This window comes from Xanthomonas sp. Leaf148 (genome assembly GCF_001423585.1).
In the GTDB taxonomy this organism is placed as follows: Bacteria; Pseudomonadota; Gammaproteobacteria; order Xanthomonadales; family Xanthomonadaceae; genus Xanthomonas.
In genome coordinates, this window is the sequence record NZ_LMOP01000003.1 from 14,488 (window position 1) to 40,534 (window position 26,047).

Genomic DNA, 26,047 nt, shown 5'->3' on the forward strand with positions numbered 1-26,047 from the left:
TCTTGCGCTTGCCGCTTCTAGTAAGACGCCAACGCCACGCGCTTGGGTGCGCGCACGCCTGCATTGCCATGCTGAGTAGCGGATACAGCAACCACCCGGAACGTCGACACCGCATCGTCCAGCTGCTGCGCCTGCTGCTGCATCGCATTGGCGGCAGCGGTGGCTTCTTCCACCAGCGCGGCGTTCTGCTGGGTGCTCTCGTCCATCTGGGTGATGGTGAGATTGACCTGTTCGATGCCGGCCGACTGTTCCTGCGAGGCGGCGGAGATCTCGCTCATGATGTCGGTCACGCGCTGCACCGAGGACACGATGTCGGCCATGGTCTTGCCGGCCTGATCCACCAGTGCCGACCCCTGCGCCACCTTGCCGACCGAGTCGTCGATCAGATGTTTGATCTCTTTCGCCGCACCAGCCGAGCGCTGTGCGAGCGTGCGCACCTCGGAGGCGACCACCGCGAAGCCGCGGCCTTGCTCGCCGGCACGCGCTGCTTCCACCGCCGCGTTCAATGCCAGGATGTTGGTCTGGAACGCGATGCCGTCGATGACACTGATGATCTCGGCGATTTTCTTGGACGAGGTCTGGATGCCGGACATGGTGTCCACCACCTGGCTCACTACCTGGCCGCCCTGCGATGCGACGCTGGCCGCGCCGATCGCCAACTGGTTGGCCTGACGCGCGCTTTCGGCATTCTGTTTGACGGTCGAGGTGAGCTCTTCCATCGAGGCGGCGGTTTCTTCCAGATTGGCGGCCTGTTGCTCGGTGCGTTGCGACAGATCGTTGTTGCCGGCGGCGATTTCGCTGGCCGAGCCGGTGATCGAACCGGCCGCCTGCTGGATGCGCCCGACGATGCCGGCCAGCTGCGTGGCCGTGGTGTTGGCATCGTCCCGCATGCGTGCGAACACGCCGTGGAACTCGCCGTCCATGCGCGCGGTGAGGTCGCCTTCGGCCAATGCGGCCAGCAGCTCGGACAGCTTGCCCAGGTTGCGGTCGCTGACTTCCATCATCGCGTTGAGGTCGTTGATCATGCGCGCCGAATCGTGCTTGAAGCGCGTTGCATCGCCACGCTGGCTGAAATCGCCACTGGCCGCTGCCTGCGCCAGGCGCTTGATCTCGGTGTTGATCGCTAGCAGGCTGGCCTTGGCCGCGTCGACTGCTTCGTGCAGGACCGCACGCGTGCCAGGCAGGCGGACCGCATCGCGCGTCAGGTCGCCCTGTGCGTATTCGTTGAGGATGCCGATGGCATCGACGATGGCATCCAGGTGCTCGAAGAGCATGGTGTTGATGCCGGAGGCCAGCTCGCCATAGACGCCGGGGAAATCGGTCGGCATGCGGTGGGTGACGTCGTCGCCGGCATGCATGTGCATCATTACCTTGGTCTGCGCGGAGAAGCGCTCCAGGGTGTGCACCATGTCGTCGGTGGCCTTGAGCATCTGGCCGATTTCATCGTTGCCATGTTCGGCAGTGCGCACGCTCAGGTCGCCACGTGCCACGCCCTTGATCGCCGCCAATGCACGCGAGACCGGCTCCAGGATCGAGTTGCCGATCATCCAGCCGATCAGCAGGTTGAGCAGCACCAGCACGCCACCGGCCAGGGTCACGATGCCGGTAAACGCCAGCGCCTGCGACTGGGTGTCGTCCAGATACACACCGGTGCCGATCACCCAGCCCCACGGCTTGTACAGCGCCGCATACGAGGTCTTCTGCACCGGGTCCTTCTGCCCGGGCTTGGCCCAGGTGTAATCGACATAACCGCCGCCAGCCTGCGCGGCGGTCACGAACGCCGGAAAAATACGCTTGCCGTCCGGGCTCAGCACATCGGTCAGGGGCTTGCCATTGAGGTCCGGGCGGGTGGGATGCATCAGCATCACCGGCGCCTGGTCGGTGACGTAGATGTAGTCCACGCCACCGCGCGCGCGCATGGTGGACAGGGTGTGCAAGGCGGCCTTCTTGGCGGCGTCCACATCCATCTCGCCCTTGTCGGCGCGCTCGGCGTAGCCGTTGACCACCGCCATCGCCATTTCGATCTGGCTCTTGAGCCCGTCGCGACGCGTATCGGTGAGATCGACGTACTGCATGCGTGCCGCGATGACGGCAAGGATGATGATGCCCAATGCAACGAGCGCCGTTTGGGCGAAGAATTTGCGCTTGAGCGGCACATTGGCCAACGTCTTTGCGAGCGAGCTCTTGAACGTCATGACAGGTATCCAGCGAGAGGATTGTGACCGGGATAAGTCGAATAGCGACCCGGCAATAGAAATGTTGAGCGTTGCGTGACGTCAGTTGCTCCGGCACGGCGTGCAACGCACCGACGTCTGGGCGACACGCCATCGCCTGCGTCGCGACAGCGCCATCTGTTGACGCCTACATGCGGAAATATGCAGGCACGGCACGGCGCGCACGATCCGCTGCAAGGCAGATCACGTGAAGCGGTACAGCATGTTGTAGATGGGATGGCGGTGGCCGTACTGCGGCCGATCGGCGCACGCCGGAATGCGCTTAGCGGTGCTGCGGCGTGCCGACCTTGGTCACCGAAGCCTGCAGGTTCTGCAGCTCGGTCCAGAGTATCTGGTGGGTATCGCCGGGCTGGCCAAGCGACAAGGCTTGCGCTTGGTACAGGTCGCCGGCATGCAGGGCGCGATTGGCCAGACGCTGTTGCGCCAGGTACTGGCCCAGCTGCTGCTGCACCACTGCAAACTGGCGCGCCTGCTCACCCTGCGGCGCAGTGGCCTGGAAATAGCCGGCATGCCGGGCGATGCGTTGACGCAGGTTACCCATGCGCTCGTCATAGGCCTGCACGCGGGCCGCATCGTGCGCGGCGGCGAGCTGTGCACGTTGGTCGTCGCGCAATTGCACCAGGTCGATGGCAAGCGACTGCAGTGCGCTCACCGGCACGCTGTCCAGTAGCACGGAGACCGGTGCGGCCGGTGCGGCAAACGAGGGCGGCAACGACACGCCCGCTGCCAGCACGGCGACGGCGAATGCGGCGCCCAGCATGTTGCGGGCAGAGCGGATGGAATTGGCGGTGTGCATGCGGACATCCTTCGACATGGCGCGGGCGCTTCCGCCCTCATTGCTGTGTGTATCGGCCGCAGAAGCTTGCGCTTGATCACCTTTCGACCAACGGCAGCGCAGGCGGGTGAATCGTTGGTGTTGTGAAGCGCCCGATGATGCGGGTTTGTAGCGTCCGGATAGCAGAACGCCCCGGTGGTTGGCCGGGGCGTTCTGGGGATTTGGGTGAGGCGGCGTGAGGACGACTGGTGCCGTGACGCTGAGTCGTCCCCTCACCCGAATCCACCTCCGTGCGGGAGGTGGGTTAGCGTCGTGCGCTTAGAACTCGCGCCAGTTCGCCTGGTTATCGGTGGCCGTTACCAGGGCTGGGCGCGAGACGATGGTAGGTTTGATCGCCGGCTTCGCTTTCGCAGATCCAAGGTGGCGGGGCGCACCCGTCGAGGCAACGCTTGCCAGCCGCTGCGGGGCAGAGCGGGTTGCCGTTGCCGGCTGCGTCTGGCCGGGGTGGATCTTGAAGATCGCCACCGCATCGGACAACTGGCCGGCCTGCTCTTCCATCGCCCGTGCGGCGGCGGTGGCTTCTTCCACCAGCGCGGCGTTTTGCTGGGTGGCTTGGTCCATCTGCGTCACGGTGAGGTTGACCTGCTCGATGCCGGCCGACTGCTCCTGCGAGGCGGCGGAGATCTCGCCCATGATGTCGGTCACGCGCTGCACGCTGGCCACGACCTCGGTCATGGTGGTGCCGGCCTGGTCCACCAGCCGCGAACCTTCGGCGACCTTGCTCACCGAGTCGTCGATCAGGTCCTTGATCTCTTTCGCCGCACCGGCCGAGCGTTGCGCCAGGGTGCGCACTTCGCTGGCCACCACCGCAAAGCCGCGCCCCTGGTCGCCGGCACGCGCTGCTTCCACTGCCGCATTCAAGGCCAGGATATTGGTCTGGAAGGCGATGCCGTCGATGACGCTGATGATGTCGGCAATCTTTTTCGACGAGGCTTGGATATCGGCCATGGTCGCGACGACCTTGCTGACCACTTCGCCACCTTGCGAAGCCACGTTGGCGGCACCGATGGCGAGCTGATTGGCCTGGCGTGCGCCTTCGGCATTCTGCTTGACGGTGGAGGTGAGTTCTTCCATCGACGCGGCGGTTTCTTCCAGATTGGCTGCCTGTTGTTCGGTGCGCTGCGACAGGTCGTTGTTGCCGGCAGCGATTTCGCCGGCAGCGGTATTGATCGATGTGGTGGCCAGCTGGATACGCCCGACGATGCCGGACAACTGCGCGGTGGTGGCATTGGCGTTGTCGCGCATCTGCGCAAACACGCCATGGAACTGGCCCTGCATGCGCTCGGTCAGGTCGCCGGCGGCAATGGCCTGCAGCACCTTGGACAACGCACCCAGATTGCCGTCGGCAGTGGCCATCAACTGGTTGAGGCTTTCCACCATCGCCAGAAAATCATGCTGAAACCGCTGCGTATCGCCACGCACGCTGAAGTCGCCATTGGCGGCGGCCTGCGCGAGCAACTGGATCTCGCTATTCATTGCCGAGAGATTGCGCTTGACCGCATCCATGGTGTCGGTGAGCACGGCCTTCTCGCCGGGCAGGCGGTCCATGTCCTGACTCAGGTCGCCGATTGCATAGCGCGACATGATCTGCGCCAGCTTCATCTTTACTTCGATATGCGATGCGACCAGTGCATTGGTGTCGCGCACCATGCTGCCGTATTCGCCGGGAAACGCCGCCTGATCCATGCGGAAGCTGATCTGGCCAGCGTCGTGCCGGTGCGCCATGTCTTGCTGCGCAGCGGCCACGGCTTTGAGTTGATCCTGCATGCCGCGCATGCTGGTCAATAATTGACCAGGCTCGTCGCGCGGCTGCGGGCCGATCGGATTATCCAGCTTGCCGTGTGCGATCGCCTCGGCCACCTGGGTGGCCTGTCGCAAGGGGCGCACCAAGCTGCGCGAAATCAGCCACGCCAGTGCAGCGGCCAGGCCGGCCGACAACAGGCCGAAGGCGATCAAGGCGCGATTGGCCAGCGCCACGCTGCTCAGGATCGTGTCTGCACCGGCGGCGTTCTGCTGGTTCTGCAATTCCACCGCCGCGGCGATCGCCTTGGAGCGGCGTTGCAGCAAGGGCTGCGCTTCGCCATTCAACAGCTGCTTGGCGCCGTCGAGATTGCCATCGCGCACCATGCCGAGCAGGCGGTTGTTGGTGGCACGGGCAGCGGTGAGGCTGTCCTGGATGGCCTGGCGCGCGCGCATGCCATCGGTGTTGGTCGGCAGCTGCTGCAGCGCGGCCCACAGTTGTGCGTAATGCGCACGATTTTCCTTGAGCTGTGCATCGACGGCGGGCAGTTGTTGCGGTGCGGCCAGCATGAAGTCGCGCATGTAGCGCTCGCCGAGCATGTTGCTTTCGCGCATCTGGTTGAGCAGCGCGGCCTTGCGATTGTTGACCTCGATGATGATCGAGACCTGGTGTTTGACGGTCTTGAATTCGTACAGCGCCAGGGTGGTGGAGCCGGCCAACAAAACGATCAGCAACGCGAATGCCAACGCCAGGCGTCGCCCGACGGTCAGGGAGTGCAGGAATTTCATGGTGATTCTCTAAGGGAGGGTGGGAAAGAGGTACACCGGTAGCGTTCGCTCGCCGGGTTTCTTAAGCCACTCGGGCGCGCTTGGCACGCTTGCGTTCAGCGCGGTCGACGCCAACACGACGCATTGGCGCGATGCGCAGTGCCGCTGGCGCGTGCAAGGGGATGACACAGGCACCGTGGTTTGCAAGCCATTGCAAGCCTTCTATTGCGCGCTGCTGAGCGCTGTGGGCCACGTGGTTTCCCACGGCAGCATCGCGTGCTGCTACTGGAGGCGCGAGACCACAAGCGGCTTCCTGCATGCCCGTAGAAACGCACAAGCCCCGGCATCGCTGCCAGGGCTTGGTGGTGCAGGCTGCGTAACCGCAGCCGATGTCGCGCAAGACCTCAGAACTCGTGCCAGCTGGTGTCCCCACCGGAGGCGGCTGCCAGGGTAGGGCGTGCCACGGTTTTCATTTTGCTCGCCGGTGCGGCGGTGGCGGCAGCGCGCTTGGCCACAGGCGTTTTGAGCGGCTTGCGCGCTGTCGGGGCGGGGCGCGCCGGTGCCATCGTCACCGAAGCGGTGGGCTGCAGCTTGAAGATCGCTACGGCGTCGGACAGCTGGCCGGCCTGTTCTTCCATCGAACGTGCGGCAGCGGTGGCTTCTTCCACCAGCGCGGCATTCTGCTGGGTGGCTTCGTCCATCTGCGTCACGGTGAGGTTGACCTGCTCGATCCCGCTGGATTGCTCCTGCGATGCTGCAGAGATCTCGCCCATGATGTCGGTGACGCGCTGCACGCTGGCCACGATGTCGGCCATGGTCTTGCCGGCCTGGTCCACCAGCAGCGAGCCTTCGGCGACCTTGCCGACCGAGTCGTCGATCAAGTGTTTGATCTCTTTCGCGGCACCGGCAGAGCGCTGCGCCAATGTGCGCACTTCGGAAGCAACCACGGCAAACCCGCGGCCTTGCTCACCTGCGCGCGCCGCTTCCACTGCTGCGTTCAAGGCCAGGATATTGGTCTGGAAAGCGATGCCGTCGATGACCGAGATGATCTCGGCGATCTTCTTCGACGACACCTCGATGCCGGACATGGTGGTGACCACCTGCGCGACCACATCGCCGCCTTGCGAGGCCACCGTCGCTGCGCCGATGGCGAGCTGATTGGCCTGACGCGCATGCTCGGCGTTCTGCTTGACGGTGGAGGTGAGCTCCTCCATCGAGGCGGCGGTTTCTTCCAGGTTGGCCGCTTGTTGTTCGGTACGCTGCGACAGATCCTGGTTGCCGGCGGCAATCTCGCTGGCCGCGGCATTGATCGACACGGTGGCGTGCTGAATCCGCCCGACGATGCCCGACAACTGCTCGGTGGTGGCATTGGCATCGTCGCGCATTTGCGCAAACACGCCATTGAACTCGCCGTGCATCTGCGCTGTCAGATCGCCGGCTGCAATCGCCTGCAACACCCCCGACAACGCGCGCAGGTTGGTATCGGAGGTGGCCATCAAGGTGTTGAGGCTCGCCACCATCGCGTGGAAGTCGTACTGGAAGCGCTGCGCATCGCCGCGCACGCTGAAGTCGCCATTGGCGGCGGCCTGCGCCAGCATCTTGATCTCGCTGTTCATCGCCGACAGGTTGGCCTTGACCGTGTCCATGGTGTCGGTGAGCACGGCCTTTTCGCCGGGCAGCCGTTGCATGTCCTGGCTCAGGTCACCGATGGCATAGCGCGACATGATCTGCGTCAGCTGCATCTTCACCGCGATATGCGAGCCGACCAGGGCATTGGTATCGCGGACCATGGTGCCGTAGTCGCCAGGAAATGCGTCTGCGTCCATGCGGTAGCTGATCTGGCCGGCGTCGTGGCGCTGCGCCATGTCCGATTGCGCGGCCAGCACGGCCTGCAGCTGCTGTTGCATGCCTTGCATGCTGTGTAGCAACTGACCGGCCTCGTCGCGGCTATCGACCTGGATGGTGTTGTCCAGTTTGCCCTGCGCAATGGCGCCGGCCACGCGGGTAGCGCGACCGAGCGGGCCAGCGATGCTGCGTGCGATGAACCAGCCGGCGAAGGCGGCCAGCAACACCACCAGCGTCATCGCCGCGATCATCACCTGCACCGAGTGCTGGTAGGTGGCTTCGGCTTTTGCGATTTCGCTGGTCATTTGCGCGCTGTTGAACTTGGTCAGCTCAACGAGTTTGGCAAACAGTTCGCGTCGCGCCGGACGTGATTGCTCGTCGGATACGGTATTGGCGGTGGCCAGATCATCGGCGCGTATGGCGGCGCTGAGCGCAGCGTTGGCCTTGTAGTAATCAGCCAGTTTCAGCTTGACCGCATCGTATAGCTCGGCCTCTTTGCCGGGCGTGGTGGTCTTGGCGTAAGCGCTTTGTGCGACATCGATGTCGGCGCGCGCCTTGTCCATACGCTCGAAATAATTCTGCACTGCCTTCGGGTCGTCGGCATGTGCCAGCTGGGCCAGTTCGTAGGTGCGGAATTCGCCGAGCAGGGCGCGCATTTCGCTCAACTGCTGCACCGCCGGCGCCCAGACATTACCGATGTCGCGCAATAGCTGCGCGCTGGATTGCATGCGCACCAATGCGAACGCGCCAAGGCTCACGGTGATCAGTGCGGTAAACGAAAACGCCACGGCCAACTTGCGCGCGACGGCAAGATTGCGAAACCAGTTCATAGCGGTCATCTCATGTTGCAGAGAGCGACTGGCCGCACGGGCGGCCGGCAAGATGCGGGCGCGCAAGATGATGGCTGAGTCGAACGATCCGGACGAAGGGCCAGATTTTCCGTCGGTCGTGTCGGGCCGGACGGGTATTGCTGATGCCGGCAGCCCCCATACTGCCGGCGATCTCTCCAACCCCGATCGCTCATCGATCGCGTTAAGAGCGTTGCGCCGCGGCATCCGTGCCGCGGGATGTTGCCTTACGCTGCCTGCGGCACCTTCAACGAGCGCACCAGTCCGCCGATATCCACGATCAGCGACACACGGCCATCGCCCAGGATGGTGGCGCCAGAGACGCCTGGAATGCGGCGGTAGTTGTTTTCGATGTTCTTGACGACAACCTGTTGCTGGCCAAGCAGTTCGTCCACTTCCAGCGCGATCTTCTGGCCGTCGCCTTCGACCACCACCACCAGCGGTTCCTTCGAGGACTGTTGCCCGCCGAATCCGTAGTAATTGGTGAGCGAGAGAATCGGCAGATACTCGCCACGCACTCGCAGCACCCGGCCTTCGCCTGCCATCGAGCGGACGTCTTCGGCGGCCGGCTGCAGCGCTTCGAGCACGTAGGACAGCGGCAGGATCAGCGTTTCGCCGGCCACCGAGACGGTCATTCCGTCCAGAATGGCAAGGGTCAGCGGCAGACGGATCAGCACGCGGGTACCGCTGCCGGCGCTGCTTTCCAGCTGTACTTCGCCACCCAGGCCCTGGATGTTGCGGCGGACCACGTCCATGCCCACGCCACGACCGGAGAGATCGGTGACCGCATCGGCGGTGGAGAAGCCCGGTGCGAAGATCAGGTCCCACACTTGCGAATCGGTCGGGTTGTCCGGCACGGCGATGCCGCGTTCGGCCGCTTTTTCCAGGATCTTGGCGCGATTGAGGCCACGGCCGTCGTCGCTGACTTCGATCACGATGTGGCCACCCTGATGCGAGGCCGCCAGGGTAATCGTGCCGGTTTCGTCCTTGCCGGAGGCGCGGCGCGCATCGGGCATTTCCAGACCATGGTCGATCGAGTTACGCACCAGATGCACGAGCGGGTCGGCGATCTTTTCGATCAAGCCCTTGTCCAGTTCGGTGCTTTCGCCAATGGTGCGTAGACGCACCTGCTTGCCGAGACGGCTGGACAGGTCGCGCACCAGGCGCGGGAAGCGGCGGAACACCGCATCGACGGGCAGCATGCGCACGCCGATGACCGCTTCCTGCAGATCGCGGGTGTTGCGCTCGAGCAGATCCAGACCGGCGAACAGCTGTTCGGCATGCGCCGGGTCCAGACCGGTGGAGACCTGCTTGAGCATGGCCTGCGTAATCACCAACTCGCCGACCAGGTTGATCAATGCATCGACCTTGTCGACGCTGACGCGGATGGAGCTTTCGGCTTCTGCAGCAGCGGCCTTGGCTGGCGTCGCAGCAGCAGCGGCAGGCTCAGCGGCTGCTGCAGCGGCCGGTGCAACGGCCGCCACTGGCGCTGCGGCGTCTACCGCCAGGCTCGGCGGCGGGCCTGGCACCGCCATCGGGCGGATGTCCAGCTCGCAATCGTCCACCACCCAGGCGAAGGTGTCTTCGATCTTGCTGCGCGGAATCTTGCCGATCAGGCCCAGATCCCACGCCAGGTAGGCTTCCAGCGGGTCGATGCTTTCAAAGCCCGGCATGCGCTCCAGACGGGCGGCAATCTGCAGCGGGCCAAGATGCTCCAGCTCGCGGATGATGCGCAGCGGATCGTTGCCGCTCATGAACAGCGATGGCGCCGGGGTGAAACCGATGTGCCAGGCTTCGGGTTCTTCTTCCTTCGGCTTGGCGACCACCACCGCAACCGGCGCTTCGCCGGCCAGCACCGCGTTCAAGCGCGTATGTACGGCCTTGACCGCGGCCGGGTCGGCCGGAGTGCCGTGTTCGGCTTCGCGCAGCAGGGCGCGCAGCACATCGACCGAACCGAGCATGGCATCGACCGCATTGGGTTCGAGCTGGCGCTTGTTGGAGCGCAACTCGTCCAGCAGCGTCTCCAGCACGTGGGTCAGGCCGGCGACGGCCTCGAACCCGAAAGTGGCTGCGCCACCCTTGATGGAGTGTGCGGCGCGGAACACCGAGTTGATGATTTCCGGGTCGCGGTTGCCCTCTTCAAGGGACAACAGCCCGGCCTCCATCGCGTCGAGCCCTTCACGGCTTTCCTCGAAAAAGGTGGCGTGGAAACGTTGCAGGTCCATGCTCATGGGCGTGAGATCCGATGGTGAAGCGAGTAAGGATTAACCGAGAACTTTCTGCACGGTGGCGATCAGCTGTTCTGGATTGAACGGCTTGACCAGCCAACCGGTGGCGCCGGCGGCCTTGCCTTCGGACTTCTTGTCGGCCGCCGATTCGGTGGTGAGCATCAGCATCGGAGTGAACTTGTAGTCCGGCAGCTGGCGCAGCTCGCGAATCAGCGAGATGCCGTCCATGTTGGGCATGTTCACGTCGGTGACCACCGCATTGAAGCGCTGGCCCTTCGCGCGGCCCAGCGCAACGGCGCCGTCTTCGGCTTCTTCGACGGCAAAGCCGGCGGAGGTGAGGGCGAAAGAGACCATCTGGCGCATTGACGCCGAATCGTCCACCACCAAGATACGTGCGCTCATGCGGCGTTCTCCACAGATTTCAGGTTGTCATTGGATGCGGAAAGTCCCAGTGCGTCGGTGACGCCGAGCAGACGTGCCGCATCTCTAAAGGTGTCGTTGCAGCCATCGAATTCGGTGTGCAGACCGGCCTGGCGGCGGGTTTGCACAAAGGCGCAGAGCAACTGCACGCTGGCGGTGTGGATACGGCGGACTTCACCGGCATCAAGCACCAGGTCGCCGCCCTGGGTGAGGAATTCGGCAAGCTTCTGCTTGAGGTCGGCGCTGGTCTCGATGCCGAGATCCTCACCCAATGTCACTGTGCTCATTGTTGCTCCGAACGGCTGGTTCTATGCGTACTAACGGCGGAAGGCGGAAAAGCTTTAACGGTGAATCGGCGACACGCCAGATTGTGCAAGCCCTGCGTTAATGCAGCAGGTGCGTGGCATCGAGCAGGATCATCGGTTGATGGCCCAGGCGGGCGACACCGCGGAACAGGTTGTTGGAAATACGGCACAGGCGTGCGTTGTCCGGCGGCTCGATCTGGTGATCGGTGAGGCTGGTGACGTCTTCCACGGCCGACACGCGCAGGCCCATGGTTTCGCCGTTTTCTTCCAGCACCACCACGCGGGTGTGCAGGTCCATATCTACCGGCGACGAGCCCAGATGGATGCCCAGGTCGATCACCGGCACCACCTGGCCACGCAGATTCATGATGCCGAGCATGGCGCTGGCGGTGCCGCGTAGCGGCAACAGCGGTACCGGCAAGACCACTTCCTGCACCTTGAGCAATTCCAGCGCATACGTTTGTTCGCCACAGCGCAGACGCAGCCAGCGGGTGCTGCGTTCGCTGGCGCGGCGCTCTGCATGGATCTTGTCGGCCTGGCCAGGCGCAAGCAGTGCCTGCAGGCCTTGCGGATATACCGGTGCCGGTGCGGCGCGGGGCGGTGCTGCACGCGGTGCGGGTGCGGGTGCCGGCACGGCGACCGGTGCGGCTTCCAGCCCGAACGCCGGGTCGGCATCCATTTCTGCCAGCAGATCGGCAGTCAGCAGGTCCACCGCAGTGGAGGCGGTGCCAAAGGCCGGGTCGGCGTCCATTTCGGCCATCAGATCGGCCGTGCTCATGAACGGGCTGGGCGCGGCAGTGGCGAACGCCGGATCGGCATCCATCTCGGCCAGGAAGTCGGCGGCGATGTCGGCAGCACTCGGTGCGGCGACCACGGGCGGCCCGAATGCCGGGTCGGCATCCATCTCGGCCAGGAAGTCGGCAGCGATGTCGGCAGCACTCGGTGCGGCGACCACGGGCGGCCCGAATGCCGGGTCGGCGTCCATCTCGGCCAGGAAATCGGCGGCGATATCGGCAGCACTCGGTGCGGCGACCACGGGCGGCCCGAACGCCGGGTCGGCATCCATCTCGGCCAGGAAATCGGCAGCGATGTCAGCAGCACTCGGTGCGGCGATCACGGGCGCACCCAGTGCCGGGTCCGAACGCAGGTCGGCCAGCAGATCGGCGGCGATGACTTCTGGCGTTGCGGCAACGGCAACCGGCGCTTCGGCGACAGCGACGTCGGTCTCTTCGATCGTGGCAAGCGCGGCAGCGGGCGCAGCGGCCAGGGTTGCAGCGGCAGGCGTGCTCGCGACGGCGGCGGGCATCTCTACGCCGGCATCGTGCAGCAAGCCTTCCAGATAATCGTCCAGCTCACCGTTGGCGGTGTGGTTGCTCATGCGGCTTGCTCCATACGCATCGCGTCATCGGCCAGCACCCATTCCAGCGCGCGGCGATAGGCGGACAGGCCGCGGCCCTGATAATCGGCGCCGGTGGCGGGGACGGTCAGTGCGGCGGCATTGCAAATACGGGTGTCCATCGGAACGGCGTCTTCCCACACCACCGGTCCGTAGGTGGTCTGCATTTCTTTGAGCGTTTCGTTGCCGGCGCGGGTGCGGCGGTCGAACAAGGTCGGCAGGATCGACACCGGCAGCTCGCGGCGACGCGAACGCTGCACCATGTCGGCGGTGCGCACCATGCTGGCCAGGCCATGCAGCGCGAGCGGCTCGGCCTGGGTCGGCACCACCACGCGGTCGCAGGCGGCCAGCGCGTTGATCATCAGCAGGCCGAGCGTAGGCGGGCAGTCGAGCAGGATGTAATCGTGTTGACCAGCGTGGCGGGTCATGGCGTTCTGCAATGCCAGGCCCAGGCCGGGTTGATTGGCGCTACGGCGCTCCAGCGTGGCCAGTGCGGCTTGCGCGCACACATACGACAGACCGGGGATGCTGCTTTCGTGCGCCAGGCTGGCCAGATCGCTCGGCGGGGTGCCGAACAGATCCAGTACCCCGCGCGGCGGCGGGTCGACCGCCACGCCGAACGCGCGGGTGAGCGAGGAGTGCGGGTCGAGGTCGATCAACAACACCCGATGGCCGAGCGCGGCCAAGCCGCGACCCAGCGCCAGCGTCGTGGTGGTCTTGCCTACGCCGCCCTTTTGGTTGGCGATTGCCCAGATACGCATCTCACTGCACTCCTTCAATTACGGCGGGGACGGAACTTGTGCCGCTTTCGGTGGTGACGGCCGTTTGGCCGCCGTCTGACTTGGGAAGCTTTGGCGCCCCGGCGGCGGTCGCGTGCAACTGCGATGGCGGATCGGGTGCGAGTGAGCCAGCTGAGTCAGCGAGGATGATCAACACCACACGCCGGTTCGCATTCCGTCCCGCCTCGGTTGTGTTATCGGCACGTGCGCGGAATTCTCCATAGCCCACCATCGCCAATCGTTGCGGGGCGATGCCATCGTCGGCAAACAGGTGCACCACGCTGGCCGCACGCGCCGCCGACAGCTCCCAATTGGAGGGGAACTGCAGGGTGGCGATGGGCTGGTTGTCGGTATAGCCCTCCACGCGCACGCCGTTGGGCGCATCGCGCAGCACCGACGCCAACGTGGACAGCGTTCCGCGGGCGCCGCCGGCGAGGGTGGCCGAGCCGGTACCGAACAGGATGTCGCTGTTGATCTCCACTTCGATCCACAGATCGTTGCGGCGGATGGTGATGAGTTTCTTGTCGATCAGCGGCGACAGCGTCTTGCTCAGCTGTTCGGCAACCGCGTCCATCTGCCGCTGCGCACGCGCCAGCTGGGTCTGATTGCGCAGCGACACCGGCATGCGCATCTGCGCGGCCATCGACGGCAGCAGGGTGGGGTCGGTGGGGCCGTTGGATGCAGCCATCGGCGCGCCGGCCTTGATCACCGACGGGCGGTCGTAATCGGCGCCCAGGCTCTGGGTCTTGCCCAGTTGCACCGGGCTGGCGTTGGTGGACGAGCCGCCGAACGCGCTGGTCAGCGCCTGCGCCATGACCTTGTACTTGCCCTCGTTGAGCGAGGAGATGGCGTACATCACCACAAAAAATGCGAGCAGCAAGGTCATCAGGTCGGCGTACGGAATCGCCCACGCTTCGTGGTTGCCATGTTCTTCGTGGTGTTTGCGACGACGGGCCATAGCAAGCTCTAATGCAAGTAGCCTGCCAATTTCGACTCGATGTTGCGCGGGTTCTCGCCCTGAGCGATCGCAATCAGCCCTTCGATCGCCATTTCGCGCTCGTTGGTGCTGCAATGGATCACGCTCTTGAGCTTGGCCGCCACCGGCAGAAACAGCAGATTGGCCGAGGCAATGCCGTAAATGGTGGCGGTAAACGCCGCCGCGATGCCGTGGCCGAGCATGGCCGGGTCGGCCAGATTCTTCATCACCGCCATCAGGCCGAGTACCGCGCCGATGATGCCCAGCGTGGGCGCATAGATGCCCATGCCCTCGAACACCTTGGCCGCGGCAAGATCCTGACGCTCCTGGTTATCGACTTCGATTTCCAGCATATGCCGCATGGATTCGGGCTCCACGCCGTCGACCAGCATCTGCAGGCCCTTGCGCAGGAAGGCATCGCTCTGGCGCGGCAGCTGGTCTTCCAGGCCCAGCAGGCCCTGACGACGCGCGATGTTGCTCCATTCCACGATCCGCGCCACCAGTTGCGGGCGATCGCTGGCCGGCGGCTGGATCACCCAGCGCAGGATCTTGAACGCGCGCCGGAAAACTGCCGGCGAGGTATGCAGCAGGATCGCCGCTACCGTCCCGACGATCACGATCACGAAGGCAGCCGGCGACCACAGCGACGAAATGCCGGCGCCTTTCAACACGCTGCCGCCCACGATCGCAACGATCGCCAGCACCAGTCCGATAATGCTCAGTCTGTCCATGCAAGCGGTATCGGCCCAGGCGCGGCGGACTTGATAGAGGCGGGCGGTTGGCGCGCCAGAAAGTTGTCGTTCTGGGGTCTGCGCCCGCTTCCTTGCGTGCGCGCCGCGTGCGCGTCATTGGAGCCGGTTCTGCACAAGCCCCTCTCCCGCCTGCGGGAGAGGGGTTGGGGTGAGGGTACGGGCACCTCGGGGTTGAGCTGGCGGGCTCCGGTGCGCAGCTTGCGCGTCATGGGAGCCGGTAGCGCATCGTGACCACTCTGCCAATGCAAACAGACTGGTGCGTTTTCATCGGGGGGGAGTCTGTGTTGATCGACTGTCGGCCGGATCCCTGTCGGCGATGCCGCCCCCATCCGCCCTTCGGGCACCTTCCCCCGCACGCGAGGGAAGGGACGAACGCATGCAGGAGAAGAATGAAATCGCATGCCATTCGGGCACCCTCTCCGACCGTGGGAGAAGGACGAAGTCGTCTGCACAAGCCCCTCTCCCGCTTGCGGGAGAGGGGTTGGGGTGAGGGTACGGGCCACCTTTGGGCCGAGGTTGTACGGAATGTAGTTCGTCACGCACCTGCGCGCAGCAAGATCTACGGAAACGACAATGGCCGCTGTGTGCGGCCGTTGTCATTACTCAGGCAACCCGGATCGTAAACTGCCGATACCGCTGCGCGACTCGCGCGCCACGTCGGTAGCGACGCGGCATCCTGGCTCGCGCCGCAGGCCACTTGCGACCTGACAACTTTGCCCAACCGCACCGAGGCCGAAATCAACGTGCAGCCGCGCGCAGCGGCGCAGGGTGCCGGCGGGCCTCAGAGCAGCCGACAAAACGTATGCGCAATCAGCCACAGGAGGGTGAGTCGTTTCATGCGTCATTGCGGCGGCAAGGTGGGAGCCAGGCTCCCGGAATACCCGGCAATCAGTTGACGCGACTGCGTGCAATGCTTCAGTGGAGCCATCGGTGCGGCCGTGATCGGGGTCAGATTCATTGATCGAACGCCCAGGCAATCACAAGCGATAAAGAATGCTCGCGGTATCAGAATTGCCGTGGCGATGGCAGCCAAGAGGCGTGTGGTGGCCATGTCCTGGAATGTTTCAACACTCATATCGATCCTGCTTCTGGCTGAGCCCGGTTGAAAATGATGGGGAGTGCGCAGGCGCTTCGGTACCGCTTGCGCGCGGATGCGGGCGAGGGCGTTTTGCTGGCGGCGATCGAGCTGCTGCTACCGACGACGCAGCAGGCTGTGCCGTGCTGCATGCAAGCGTGGCGAGCCCGACCGCGCATCGTGGCGCTTGTATTGCTGCGGCCTGCTGCGCGGCAGAATGCGCTGGCGCATGGGCTGTGATACTTAGTTTTCCTTTGCATTAGAACGATCTAATCGCATCCGCGCAGAAGGGGAGAGAAGAGGAGGGAAACCGGGTCGCCGCAACGGCGCCGGATATTTTTGCGTCACTCGCGCGGTGTTCTTGTCCGATCGTTGGATCGATACAAAGCCGCCGAAGCCGATCACTATTGGGAGAACATGATCGAAATGAACTGCATGCCATTCGCACGCAACCGCAGCACCTTGTCCGCCGGTATCGCCATCGCTTTGTTCGCGAGCGCCGCCTCCGCCACCGTCTCCGCCCAGCAGGCCGACGGCACGCCGGCGCCCGCAGGCCAGGCCGAGGTGCAGGCCACGGAGCTGGACGCTGTGACGGTGACCGGCTACCGCTACGCGATCGAAAAAAGCCTGGAGCAGAAGCGCAACGCCAACGCCGTGGTCGATGTGATCACCGCCGAGGACGTGGGCAAGTTCCCCGACAAGAACGTGGCCGATGCACTGCAGCGCGTGCCCGGCGTGGTCATCAGCCGCGACGGCGGCGAAGGCAAGAACGTCAGCGTGCGTGGTCTGTCCTCGGAGCTGGTGCTGACCGAATTGAACGGCAACTACATCGCCACCGCCGAGTCCAACGGCGACCCGACGCGCTCGTTCAACTACACGCTGCTGCCGTCAAACCTGCTGGGCAGCGCGGAGTTGTACAAGACCCCGGAAGCGCGCATCGACGAAGGCGGCATCGGCGGCACGGTGATCCTGCAGACGCGGCGCCCGCTGGAACTGGAACCACATTCCGGCTTCGTTTCCGCCGAGGGCACCTGGTCCGATACCAGCAAGAAGACCGACGGCCAGTTCTCCGGTTCGTACTCTTGGCACGACAAGGACAACCGCTTCGGTGTCTTTGTTGGCTACACGCAGCAGAAGCGCACCGCACGCACGCTCAATGCCAGTACCGAGAGCTGGCAGTGGTACGGCCGCGACGAAGTCGGCCCGGCGGTCGACGTGAACGGAAATCCGTCGGACTTCAACGCCAACTGGTGGGGCGGTACCGGTTTCTGGGACCAGAACAGCAATTACTCCACGGGTTTCATGATGCCGACGGCGGTCAGCCTGGATGCCAAACGCGAGGAGCGTGAGCGCAAGGGTGGGCAGCTGACCTTGCAGTTCAAGCCAACCGACGACCTGACCCTGACCGCGAACTATTTCCGCTTCGATCTGTCGCAGAACTCGCAGACCAATACCATCAAGATCCCCGAGTGGAACATTGCCCGCTTTAACGGCGACGGCAACTGGCGCGGCGGCCGTCTGCTCGACGGGCTGCAGTTCGATCCCAGCGGCACGATTGTCACTGGCGCCGCCTACAGCCTGCGTCCGGGCAAGACGTATTACTGCAGCGAGGCGCAGGCCGCCGCAGCCGGCCTGCCGCCGGGCGGCTGGGGCTCGGATGACTGCACGGTGCCGACGCCGCAGATCACCGGCAGCTACAACATCGAGAAGTCGCAGTCGCAGACGGTGGACCTGGGCGGCGAATGGCGTGGCGAGCAGGTGGACGTGTCGTTCAAGGCTGGCCGCACCTGGGCCAAGGGCGGGCCGGAGCTGCAGTTCTCCCTGCCAATCAAGCCGCGCCTGCAGAACGCCGACGGCAGCTGGACCAACGGCAACTTCGCCAGCGCCTGGGACCTGACTGGCACACCGAGCATGACGTTCTCGCCGGAGCTGATGCAGAACCTGCGCAACGGCATCCTGCAGGTCGACCTGGGCTCGACCGGCTCGTCCTGGACCCGCAATACCAATCAGCAGCAATACGCGCAGATCGATACCACCTGGCATTTCGATGGCGAGGTCTTCGACTCGCTGCAGTTCGGCCTCAAGCGTCGCGACGGCGGCATTCACCGCAGTACCGGCAACAACTACTGGGTGTGCCCTGGCACCGATCCGGGCGACTACGACAACCGCTACTGGAACGGGCGCTGCAATGCCATCGCCACGCAGTTCTCGCCGGGCCTGCTGTTCGCGCAGGACAACCTGGCCGGTGGCGTCAACGCCAGCGCGTTCCCGGCGATCAACTTCCCTGGCTACATCGGCTACTTGAACCAAACCTACGGCGCGATGCAGACCCGCAGCGAAGACAACTTCGTCTACAACGTCGACGAGGAGATCTATTCCACCTACCTGCAGCTCAACTTCCACACCGAGCGGCTGCGTGGCAACGTCGGCGTGCGGGTAGCGCGCACCGGCCAGCGTGCCGATTCCACCGACAAGGTGACCGCCTACAACGACTATTTCTTCGACGGCGCCGACGGCAGTCCGCTGGCCTGCCAGCAGGGCGCCGCCATGCCCAGCGGCGCCCCGGCCGACACCTATTGCGGGACCGAAGGCTACTGGCGTTTGTCCGACAGCGTGCAGCGCACCGAGTCGTTCGTAATCAGCGGGCTGGATCGCAACTACACCGACGTGTTGCCGAGTTTCAACCTGGCCTACGACCTGACCGAAAACCTGCTGCTGCGCGCGGCAGCCGCCAAGGTGATCGCACGTCCCAGCTACAACGACATCGCCGCGCCTGGCAGCCTGGAGTTCTACAGCCCCGAGTACGTGGCCGACCGGCGCCTGACCGGCGGTGCCAGCGAGCAGGGATGGTACGGCTCGGGCAGCAACAAGAACCTGGAGCCGTACAAGGCCAACCAGTTCGACCTGGGGCTGGAATGGTATTTCCACCCGGGTTCGGTGGCGGGTGTGGGGCTGTTCCGCAAGAACGTGGAGAACTTCGCGGTCGACGTGATCAGCGACGTCAACATGATGGTCGACGGGCAACCGGTCACCGTGCAGAACTACAGCACCCAGGCCGGCGGCCAGGACGCGGTCTCGCAAGGTGTGGAGCTCTACGCGCAGCACACGCTGCCGTTTGGCCTCGGCGTGCAGGTCAACTACACCTACAACGATGCCAGCAAGGCGGCGGTGCGGCTGGAAGACGGCACCGAGGCCGGCAAGACGTCCATGCCGGGCAGCGCCAGGAACCAGACCAACCTCACCGTGTTCTACGAAGCCGATAGCCTGCTGCTGCGCGCCTCGTACAACCGTCGTGGCGAGCTGGTGCAAGGCCTGGTCAACGGGTTGAACGTCTTTGAGGAGCCGTACTACCAGATCGATGTGAACGCGGCATACAACATCACCCCGGCGCTCAGCCTCACCGCCTCGGTGCTGAACCTGACCAAGCAGGAGTCGCGCTCGCACCTGGGCGAGGACACCCGAGCCCGCTTCTATAGCGGCGGATACGCAGGCCGGCTGGCGTACTTGGGGCTGACTTACAAGTTCTAGGCGCCAGCGTGTCGCGCCCATGCTGCCGCGTGGCGGTATGGGCGCGATGGTAAAGAAGTGCATCTGGAGCCGTTATTCGGAACCGTTATTCAACCTGGAACCGTTATTCACAAGCTCAAGAACATCTGGGCGCTGCGAATCCGCCGCTAACCGAAGTTTGACAAGCTAAGCAGCTGAGTTCGAGCCTGGAGGCGTTGAAGGTATAACCGGTGACGATGTCGCTAGATAGTCCCGCAACTGAAAAGCCAAGGACGAACCGGCCTCTACGAGCCTGTCCAGCATCTCCAGAGTAGCCTGCCTGAGGGACACGTCTCGTAGGAGCGCCTGACGGTGCTCGTGCACCGCTACTTGGCAGACCGTCTCAGTGTGCCAGAGGATGCTTCCTTCGTTGAATAAGTCAGAAGGAGCCTTCGATATCGCGTCCCTCAGTTGTCCTAAGGCGGAGGGCACTGCTGTTGACCTTCCGACACCTGCCATTAGCGCAAGAAGATGTTCGAGCGCGTGCCAGCTGTCACCTGCTGCGACAAGGCAGTTGGCGACGAAGCGAGGGTGGTTTCGCAGCAGCGGCAAGTCATGGAAGGTCTTGGTCCATGGAATGGACTGAAACAGCAGCACGGCGAGCGGCTTCTCGTTCTTGCTGTACACGCGCCGCGAGCGCGCGCGCAACGACTCGTCTGGAAGGATCTTCGCTGCGGCCCGGTCCCATACCTGCCAGAAGGCATCCGCGTTAGCGTACTCTTGCTTCATGCACGCGCTAAGGGTTGACTCCAGCACCCTTTCACTAAGCTCTGGGCCGTGCTCGATGCAGTAGTCAAGGGTTTCAAAGATGTGAGTCTTGTCAGTCCTCTGAGCTAGCATTTCAGACGCCAAGAGGTCTCCCACCTCCCAGCGCGCTTCGAAATCAACATAGTTTGGGTCGTACCGGTCAATCCTTGATTTGCCTTCCTGATCGGCCATCAGACGGGCAAGCACTGTAAGCGCCTGGACTCTCCAAGTCTCTGACATCTCGCTGCGGGCGGCATCGAGCGCTATCGTCCATTCTTTGACAGCGGCGAGGCTTCTAGGACTAGGCCTAGGTGCTAGCTTCCCGCCTGTGAGGGCTGCCACCAACCGCTTGCTGGTTGCGTCCCGTGCGTCTTCGTAGAAGTCATGCCTGCGTCTTCGTGCAGCGCCGATTGTGGTGTCGAGCGCTTCGGCGTAGTGCGCCAGCGCCGTTGTCAGGATGTCGGCGAGCAAAGGCTGCGTCGGCCGCAGAATTTCTGAGATGGCAAGAGCTCCTGCTCGGCGAACCTTCCAGACGGGCTCTGTAATGATGTTGGCGAGGCACTCAGGAAGTTTTGGATGGCTTGGGACCACGCTTGCAAGCAAGACGAGCGTCTTGGCTCTCAACTCGCCTGTCGCGGTGCTACGACGGACACAAGCGTCGTTGTCCAGACGCTTCGAGGTGACATCGAGGAGATAGTCCTTGGCCCATTGGAGCGCTTCCGAGTTGTCGGTCGGCCAACGCTGAATCAGCGCGCAAGGGAGGTCGTCATCCATCCCAAACAGCAAGGGCTCTTCCTGCCCCTTAACCTCTTCAAGAAGGTGCTGGAACTCTTCATACACCTCAGACGAGGAGGAGAAGCGGTCTGCGGCCCCCGGGGACAAGGTGAGCATTGGCTGCGTCACAGCTACCGCCCAAAGCCGGACAGCCGCCAAACGGTTCATGAGTTGACTTCTTGACTCCGCTTGGTCACTCACTTGCTTAAGCTCGGGCTCGAGGTTCACGATTTCCAGAGGTATGAGCTTCTCATCACCAATTGGCTCACCGAACTTCATGCCTCGAGCGTCCATGCGCTTAAGCCCCATGCGCCAACCGTCAGGCACGTCTTCAGCATGCTTGAGATCTTCGATGTGCTTATCGAGGATCGCAAAGATGCCCTCCCGGAGGTCGGGGCGGATAATCTGCAACTGAAGCACGAGCATCTCCAAGTGCTGCTTCCTGTGCTGTAGCCGGTTGCTGGCGATGCGCTCCTTTTGCCTCTCGTCGCCCAGGCCGTCGTGGCCGCCATGGATGGCTAAAGCAGTCGACTCTCCCACGTAACGCGCGATGTCGTCGACGAAGAACTGCGGGCAGCTGAAGAGCGGCAGCAGCTTCCCAGTGACGAGGCTCGGATACGCCATCAGTACGCCTGCCACCAACCCTGTAGTGAAGCTCGACTCGCCGCTCTCCAAGACGAACTCAAGGACCTCCGAGATGATCTCCGGCTGCACCTTCGCCTCGACCAACAGCCTTTCCTCCAGCGCCATAAGTGCGCAGTTCAACACGTAGCTGGAAACGGAGTGGCCGCGATAGGCGGCCCAAAGTCGCCAGTCGTGGATGTGGGCCCGTCCGTTCGGACTTTGCTCCGGCGGAAGAACGGTGACTTCCTCCGGATGCGATTTGGCAAATGACACGGCTGCGTGATTGCAGAGCTGCACGACAAAGCGAATGCTCTTGGCAAAGGAGTAGAGCAAAAGCCACCGGAAAGGTCCTTGCAGCACGGAGGGAGGGAAGAATGCATGGCTTGCCCTCTGACTGAGGCCCATTGCTGCCTCCCAGCCGACCATGCCGAAGTGACGTTCGGCTCGAGGCTCAGGTTCGGTGTAGAGCGCCCAGAACGCAGTGCGAACTAAATCCGCATTGAAGTAAATCGGCTCCCTACAGTGCTTGATGTTGGTAACAAATTCCAAGCGCTCTTCGGCGTAGACGTCGCGATCTTCTCGATCCGCGGAGATCCGTTTAATAAGTGCGTCGATGAACACCTTGAACTTGGCGGGGTCAGCTCCAGAGCAACGACACAGGAGCTCGTAGAATCGCCGGCCGAGAGACTTCTCTCTGTACCAAGTGTCGTTGTCTCGCCAGCAATAGCGCTCCGCCATGGTGAAGACGTCGGTCACACGTGGGCTGGGCTTGTGCCAAGCGTCATCGTGCGCGACCGCATCCTCGGCGAGTTGGACAACCCATGAGTGGGCTTCCGGCGGCAGAGATGGGAATGCCGTTGCGACCAGCCCAATCATCACGTCCCAAGCCTTGCCTACCGGTGCAGCCATCCCGATTCGGGAAAGAAGTTCTTTGTTCGCGGAGTCGGCCGCCAAGTGCGAGTAGTCGATGGAGGTCGGACCCTTGCAAGCAACCCTCAGTAGGTGACACAGGCGCTGAAGCAGAGCCGCGCTGCTGAAAGTGCCATTGTTTCCAAGCTTTGCGACCAGCTCCTCAACTCGCTCAGAGCGCAGAAGCCCGATGGCTATCTCATCGCGCCAAAGCTGCGCAATCGTCGATTCAGGCCGGAGAGCTGCCTCCAAGAGCGCGTAGGCATCATCATCGCCTTCAGCCGATCTCTGAGCCGTCCATGAGCGCAGAGCTCGTCGCATGCCCGCATGTGAGCCGAGCTTTGTGAATAACGCTAACCAGTCCCGCTCCGCGGAGCGCACCTCACGTTCTACTCGAAAGAACAGCGACCAATCCTCCAAGACGTCATGTGCCGGGGCTACTCGGTCGGCCTCGTCCTTCGCGAGCACAGCGTCTTGCAGGAGCGACGTGACAGCTTCAACGTCCGGGGGGGGCTCGACGAACTGCGCAAATCGCTCGGTGCGCAGGTAGCAGACTTGGTCGAAGGTCGCTAAACGGCTTGTGCGCATGGCGGCCGAAAGGCCTCTGCGGGGCGCAATTCGCTCTGTCCAAAGCGCCCTCCTAAGGTCGTTGCCCGAAGCACTTGGTAGTGCAGTTCCTGCGGCGGCGTACTTGAAAGCAAGCTGCAGGTAGTAGGGAGTGCGCAGAACCTCTTTTACAGCTGAGTCTTTGGCGACAACCTCTTCAAGCGGGCTTGCGACTACCGCGGTGGCAATCTCCGCGTCCGTGAGCAGAGGAACGTCTATGACTTGGCTGGAAAAGCTATAGAGGAAGTTTGTGTACAGGCCGTTGAGAGCATAGGAGCGCGTCGTGATGCAGAGCCTCGAAGACTTGTTCTTGCGAACGAGTGCGAGCAGCTCTTCGAGCGCGCCTGGGTTCTGTGACTCCAGAGCCTTCTCCAGCGAGTCGATGATGACAGTGGGTGCCCCTGTGTGCAGCAGTGTATCGATGCCTAGCACCGGGTCTTGAAGCCCGTTCAGGGACTGGACTGCTGCCAAAGTCGGCGCATCCAGCTCATCAGCCCTGAAGAAGAACAATGGACCGGACTCACGACGCAAAGAAGCGAGCTCAGAGACGACCGCCGACTTTCCTGCGCCCGGCCCGCCAGTAATGATGACGAGTTGGCGGTCATCGAGTGCTGACAACACACGGCCTAAGCACTCGCCTCTAGGGATGTGTGCGCCATTGGGCAGGTTTGTCGAGATGAGGGAGAGTTGAAGTAAGGCTCGCTGAGTCAAACGCTCAGCAATATTGCTCAGTGCGCGCGAGGAAGTCAGGCGGCTCATTGCCGCTTGCAATCCTTCTTTGGCCGTCTGAGACCACGTTGTCCGAGTGACAGTCCCTACTGAAATGCCTTGCTCTTGCACATAGGAGACAAGGCCATCCCATACCAGCTCTCCTGAGTCGCTTGGTTGCCCTGAGGTCAACAGTGCTTGGACGAGGCTGAGCTCCTGTGAGGATTCGGTGCCCAAGTCATGAATGTCAACACGAAGACGCTGGAGCAGCTGGAAGACAAGCTCCTCAGTGTACTTGTCGGTCAACGTTTCCTTCGAGACCGTCTTGAACGCTTCCCAGGTTTCCTTGTGCTTCTTGTCGAAGAGCTTGGAGTTCACCTTCTGCAAGTAGTCAGCGAGATCTACTGATGCACGGGAAAGTTCGCAAAGACGCTTTGCTGCCTGGTTAGCGGCCGTCGCCGGGGCGATGGTCGCAAGAACCAGCACGTCACAGCCGCGGTCAAAAGGGCTCTTCTCGATACCGAGGAAGTCGCGCCAGGCACCCTGCAGTCCGTCGATAAAATCTGTGTTACCAGCAGTGGCATTGAGGCCTCGCTTGCACTGGACGAGTTGTAGCCAACTTTCCTTGGGATCACGGAGCCGACAGTAGACATCGTCGGTGTGAGCGCCTTTATAGCGAGCTTCAAAGCGCAGTTCTTCAACCCAGGCACCGTGCAAGCAAAAGGCTGTAGGCAAGCCCGTAAGCATGTTAGCTAGGTACAGGGCGCCCACACGGGCCTGAAAAACGCCGCCACCGCCGCCAGTAGCGACAGTGCTCATCACTTGGGTGCCGTGCAGCGGGTCGCGCGGGGTGACTTCCTTCTTCTTACTCATTGCAAAGTCTCTCTCCGTTGCGCGGCGCATGCTGGAGACGATCATAAAGCGTAGCGGGACGGTTCGTGGGACCTGCAGCAGAGCTATGCAAACTGCGCAGCGAGGAGCATTGCGACACCGGTCCAGCCTGGCTGGAAAACAACGGTTCTGTCCGTGATGGGGTCAGGTGCACTTATCAGGCGACGGCGTTCGGCTTGCGTGGCCCTTATGGAACTTCGCCAGCGGCACACACAGCCGCGCGAGACCCGCCAGCGTGTATTGACACGCCAGACCGTGTACTTGCAATCTAAGCCCAAGGAGCGTCGAAACTCCTCACGTAGCGGTACCCACCTCCGTCAAACCGGTGGGTTTTTTGTGCCTGCATCCTGCAGGTACAAGCCGACGCAATGCCTGCGTCGGGAGGGCGGCTAATACAACACCCGCAAGGGGAATATGCCCGCCGGCTACGTGCGGTTTCGAACCTCCCGACATCCCGTCGCCGTTGGCGGCGGTTCTTGGGTTGTTCCAGGAGGGCGTTGCCATGTCTACCGCACCATGCATGCCGGCATCTTTGCTGGTTGATCTGTTTCCAGCCTTTGCTCACCGCTTGCGGCAGGATGTAGCCCAAGTGCTGCGTCGGCTCGCAGCACGCGCAGCTGTTGAGCGAGCGATCAACGATCCCGCACATTCGCTGAGTCGCCAGCTCGGTGTGTTGCCGCACATCTTGCGCCGCCGGTTCGCACGCATGGCTGTGCCATTGCAGCAGTACGTCGCTGCAACCATCACCCGCCATCACGCGGAGGCGTCATGACACGTCGCCGCCCACCCACGGCATCTGCCACCTCACAGCCCAGCAGCAAGCGTGCACGCCCCGCGACGACCAAGCGAGTGCAGTGGATCTACGTTGAGCCCGACCGCACCAAGCTGCCACCGATGCTGCCGCCCGACCCGGACGCCTCCCCGCAAGGCCCTGGCACGCTGGGCGCACCCCGCCGCGCCCGCCGCCCGCGCCAATGCACCGTCAGCTATACCCATTACCCCGGCGCCCACAATCACGGCGGCGACCAGCACGTACCCCAT

At 63.3% G+C, this 26,047-nt stretch carries 15 protein-coding genes; 2 read left to right on the forward strand and 13 right to left on the reverse strand.

Annotated features, from left to right (window positions below; translation table 11 throughout):
• Positions 1–17: 17 nt before the first annotated feature.
• From ASF90_RS04650 to ASF90_RS24095, 12 genes are all read right to left on the reverse strand, one after another.
• On the reverse strand, positions 18–2,195 hold the full coding sequence (locus tag ASF90_RS04650; protein WP_055846587.1) for a methyl-accepting chemotaxis protein: 2,178 nt from the start codon (positions 2,193–2,195) through the stop codon (positions 18–20).
• A gap of 301 nt (positions 2,196–2,496) precedes the next feature.
• Positions 2,497–3,030, reverse strand: a complete 534-nt coding sequence (locus ASF90_RS04655; protein WP_055846611.1) for a hypothetical protein — start codon at positions 3,028–3,030, stop codon at positions 2,497–2,499.
• A 297-nt stretch (positions 3,031–3,327) separates the two neighbouring features.
• Positions 3,328–5,598, reverse strand: coding sequence for a methyl-accepting chemotaxis protein (locus tag ASF90_RS04660; protein ID WP_055846590.1), 2,271 nt, complete (start codon positions 5,596–5,598; stop codon positions 3,328–3,330).
• A gap of 383 nt (positions 5,599–5,981) precedes the next feature.
• The gene (locus ASF90_RS04665) at positions 5,982–8,252 is read right to left on the reverse strand and encodes a methyl-accepting chemotaxis protein (protein ID WP_055846593.1); all 2,271 of its coding nucleotides are present in this window, start codon (positions 8,250–8,252) and stop codon (positions 5,982–5,984) included.
• Positions 8,253–8,497: 245 nt separating this feature from the next.
• Positions 8,498–10,501: a chemotaxis protein CheA gene (locus ASF90_RS04670; protein WP_055846596.1), complete on the reverse strand. Its 2,004-nt coding sequence runs from the start codon at positions 10,499–10,501 to the stop codon at positions 8,498–8,500.
• 33 nt (positions 10,502–10,534) lie between these two features.
• Positions 10,535–10,900, reverse strand: a complete 366-nt coding sequence (locus ASF90_RS04675; RefSeq protein ID WP_002806565.1) for a response regulator — start codon at positions 10,898–10,900, stop codon at positions 10,535–10,537.
• Complete coding sequence (locus ASF90_RS04680; protein ID WP_055846598.1) at positions 10,897–11,205, reverse strand: STAS domain-containing protein; 309 nt, start codon at positions 11,203–11,205, stop codon at positions 10,897–10,899. Before ASF90_RS04680 ends, ASF90_RS04675 begins: the two co-directional genes overlap by 4 nt.
• Positions 11,206–11,302: 97 nt before the next feature.
• Positions 11,303–12,601 (reverse strand): chemotaxis protein CheW, encoded by a 1,299-nt coding sequence (locus ASF90_RS04685; RefSeq protein ID WP_055846601.1) that lies wholly within the window; start codon positions 12,599–12,601, stop codon positions 11,303–11,305.
• Positions 12,598–13,380: a ParA family protein gene (locus ASF90_RS04690; RefSeq protein WP_055846604.1), complete on the reverse strand. Its 783-nt coding sequence runs from the start codon at positions 13,378–13,380 to the stop codon at positions 12,598–12,600. Before ASF90_RS04690 ends, ASF90_RS04685 begins: the two co-directional genes overlap by 4 nt.
• A gap of 1 nt (position 13,381) precedes the next feature.
• The gene (gene motD, locus ASF90_RS04695) at positions 13,382–14,356 is read right to left on the reverse strand and encodes a flagellar motor protein MotD (RefSeq protein ID WP_055846606.1); all 975 of its coding nucleotides are present in this window, start codon (positions 14,354–14,356) and stop codon (positions 13,382–13,384) included.
• 8 nt (positions 14,357–14,364) lie between these two features.
• A complete protein-coding gene (locus tag ASF90_RS04700) occupies positions 14,365–15,105 on the reverse strand; it encodes a flagellar motor protein (RefSeq protein WP_005992624.1) in 741 nt (246 codons plus the stop codon).
• 862 nt (positions 15,106–15,967) lie between these two features.
• On the reverse strand, positions 15,968–16,201 hold the full coding sequence (locus ASF90_RS24095) for a hypothetical protein (protein WP_156364956.1): 234 nt from the start codon (positions 16,199–16,201) through the stop codon (positions 15,968–15,970).
• A gap of 372 nt (positions 16,202–16,573) precedes the next feature.
• On the opposite strand from ASF90_RS24095, the gene ASF90_RS04705 reads away from it, so the two are divergent.
• Positions 16,574–19,729 (forward strand): TonB-dependent receptor, encoded by a 3,156-nt coding sequence (locus ASF90_RS04705; protein ID WP_193552592.1) that lies wholly within the window; start codon positions 16,574–16,576, stop codon positions 19,727–19,729.
• A 165-nt stretch (positions 19,730–19,894) separates the two neighbouring features.
• On the opposite strand, the gene ASF90_RS04710 is transcribed toward ASF90_RS04705, so the two are convergent.
• Positions 19,895–24,988 carry a hypothetical protein gene (locus ASF90_RS04710; RefSeq protein WP_055846618.1) on the reverse strand — a complete coding sequence of 1,698 codons (5,094 nt, stop codon included), beginning with the start codon at positions 24,986–24,988 and terminating at the stop codon, positions 19,895–19,897.
• Between the two features lie 786 nt (positions 24,989–25,774).
• Here ASF90_RS04710 and ASF90_RS21415 point away from each other — a divergent pair.
• Positions 25,775–26,047 (forward strand): hypothetical protein (locus ASF90_RS21415; protein ID WP_082473412.1); only part of this gene is annotated, 273 nt, incomplete at its 3' end.

Excerpts from the sequence above, each read along its gene's own strand:
- ASF90_RS04650 (WP_055846587.1), bottom strand. The coding sequence starts at position 2,195 with ATGACGTTCAAGAGCTCGCTCGCAAAGACGTTGGCCAATGTGCCGCTC.
- ASF90_RS04655 (WP_055846611.1), bottom strand. The coding sequence starts at position 3,030 with ATGCACACCGCCAATTCCATCCGCTCTGCCCGCAACATGCTGGGCGCC.
- ASF90_RS04660 (WP_055846590.1), bottom strand. The coding sequence starts at position 5,598 with ATGAAATTCCTGCACTCCCTGACCGTCGGGCGACGCCTGGCGTTGGCA.
- ASF90_RS04665 (WP_055846593.1), bottom strand. The coding sequence starts at position 8,252 with ATGAACTGGTTTCGCAATCTTGCCGTCGCGCGCAAGTTGGCCGTGGCG.
- ASF90_RS04670 (WP_055846596.1), bottom strand. The coding sequence starts at position 10,501 with ATGAGCATGGACCTGCAACGTTTCCACGCCACCTTTTTCGAGGAAAGC.
- ASF90_RS04675 (WP_002806565.1), bottom strand. The coding sequence starts at position 10,900 with ATGAGCGCACGTATCTTGGTGGTGGACGATTCGGCGTCAATGCGCCAG.
- ASF90_RS04680 (WP_055846598.1), bottom strand. The coding sequence starts at position 11,205 with ATGAGCACAGTGACATTGGGTGAGGATCTCGGCATCGAGACCAGCGCC.
- ASF90_RS04685 (WP_055846601.1), bottom strand. The coding sequence starts at position 12,601 with ATGAGCAACCACACCGCCAACGGTGAGCTGGACGATTATCTGGAAGGC.
- ASF90_RS04690 (WP_055846604.1), bottom strand. The coding sequence starts at position 13,380 with ATGCGTATCTGGGCAATCGCCAACCAAAAGGGCGGCGTAGGCAAGACC.
- motD (WP_055846606.1), bottom strand. The coding sequence starts at position 14,356 with ATGGCCCGTCGTCGCAAACACCACGAAGAACATGGCAACCACGAAGCG.
- ASF90_RS04700 (WP_005992624.1), bottom strand. The coding sequence starts at position 15,105 with ATGGACAGACTGAGCATTATCGGACTGGTGCTGGCGATCGTTGCGATC.
- ASF90_RS24095 (WP_156364956.1), bottom strand. The coding sequence starts at position 16,201 with ATGAGTGTTGAAACATTCCAGGACATGGCCACCACACGCCTCTTGGCT.
- ASF90_RS04710 (WP_055846618.1), bottom strand. The coding sequence starts at position 24,988 with ATGAGTAAGAAGAAGGAAGTCACCCCGCGCGACCCGCTGCACGGCACC.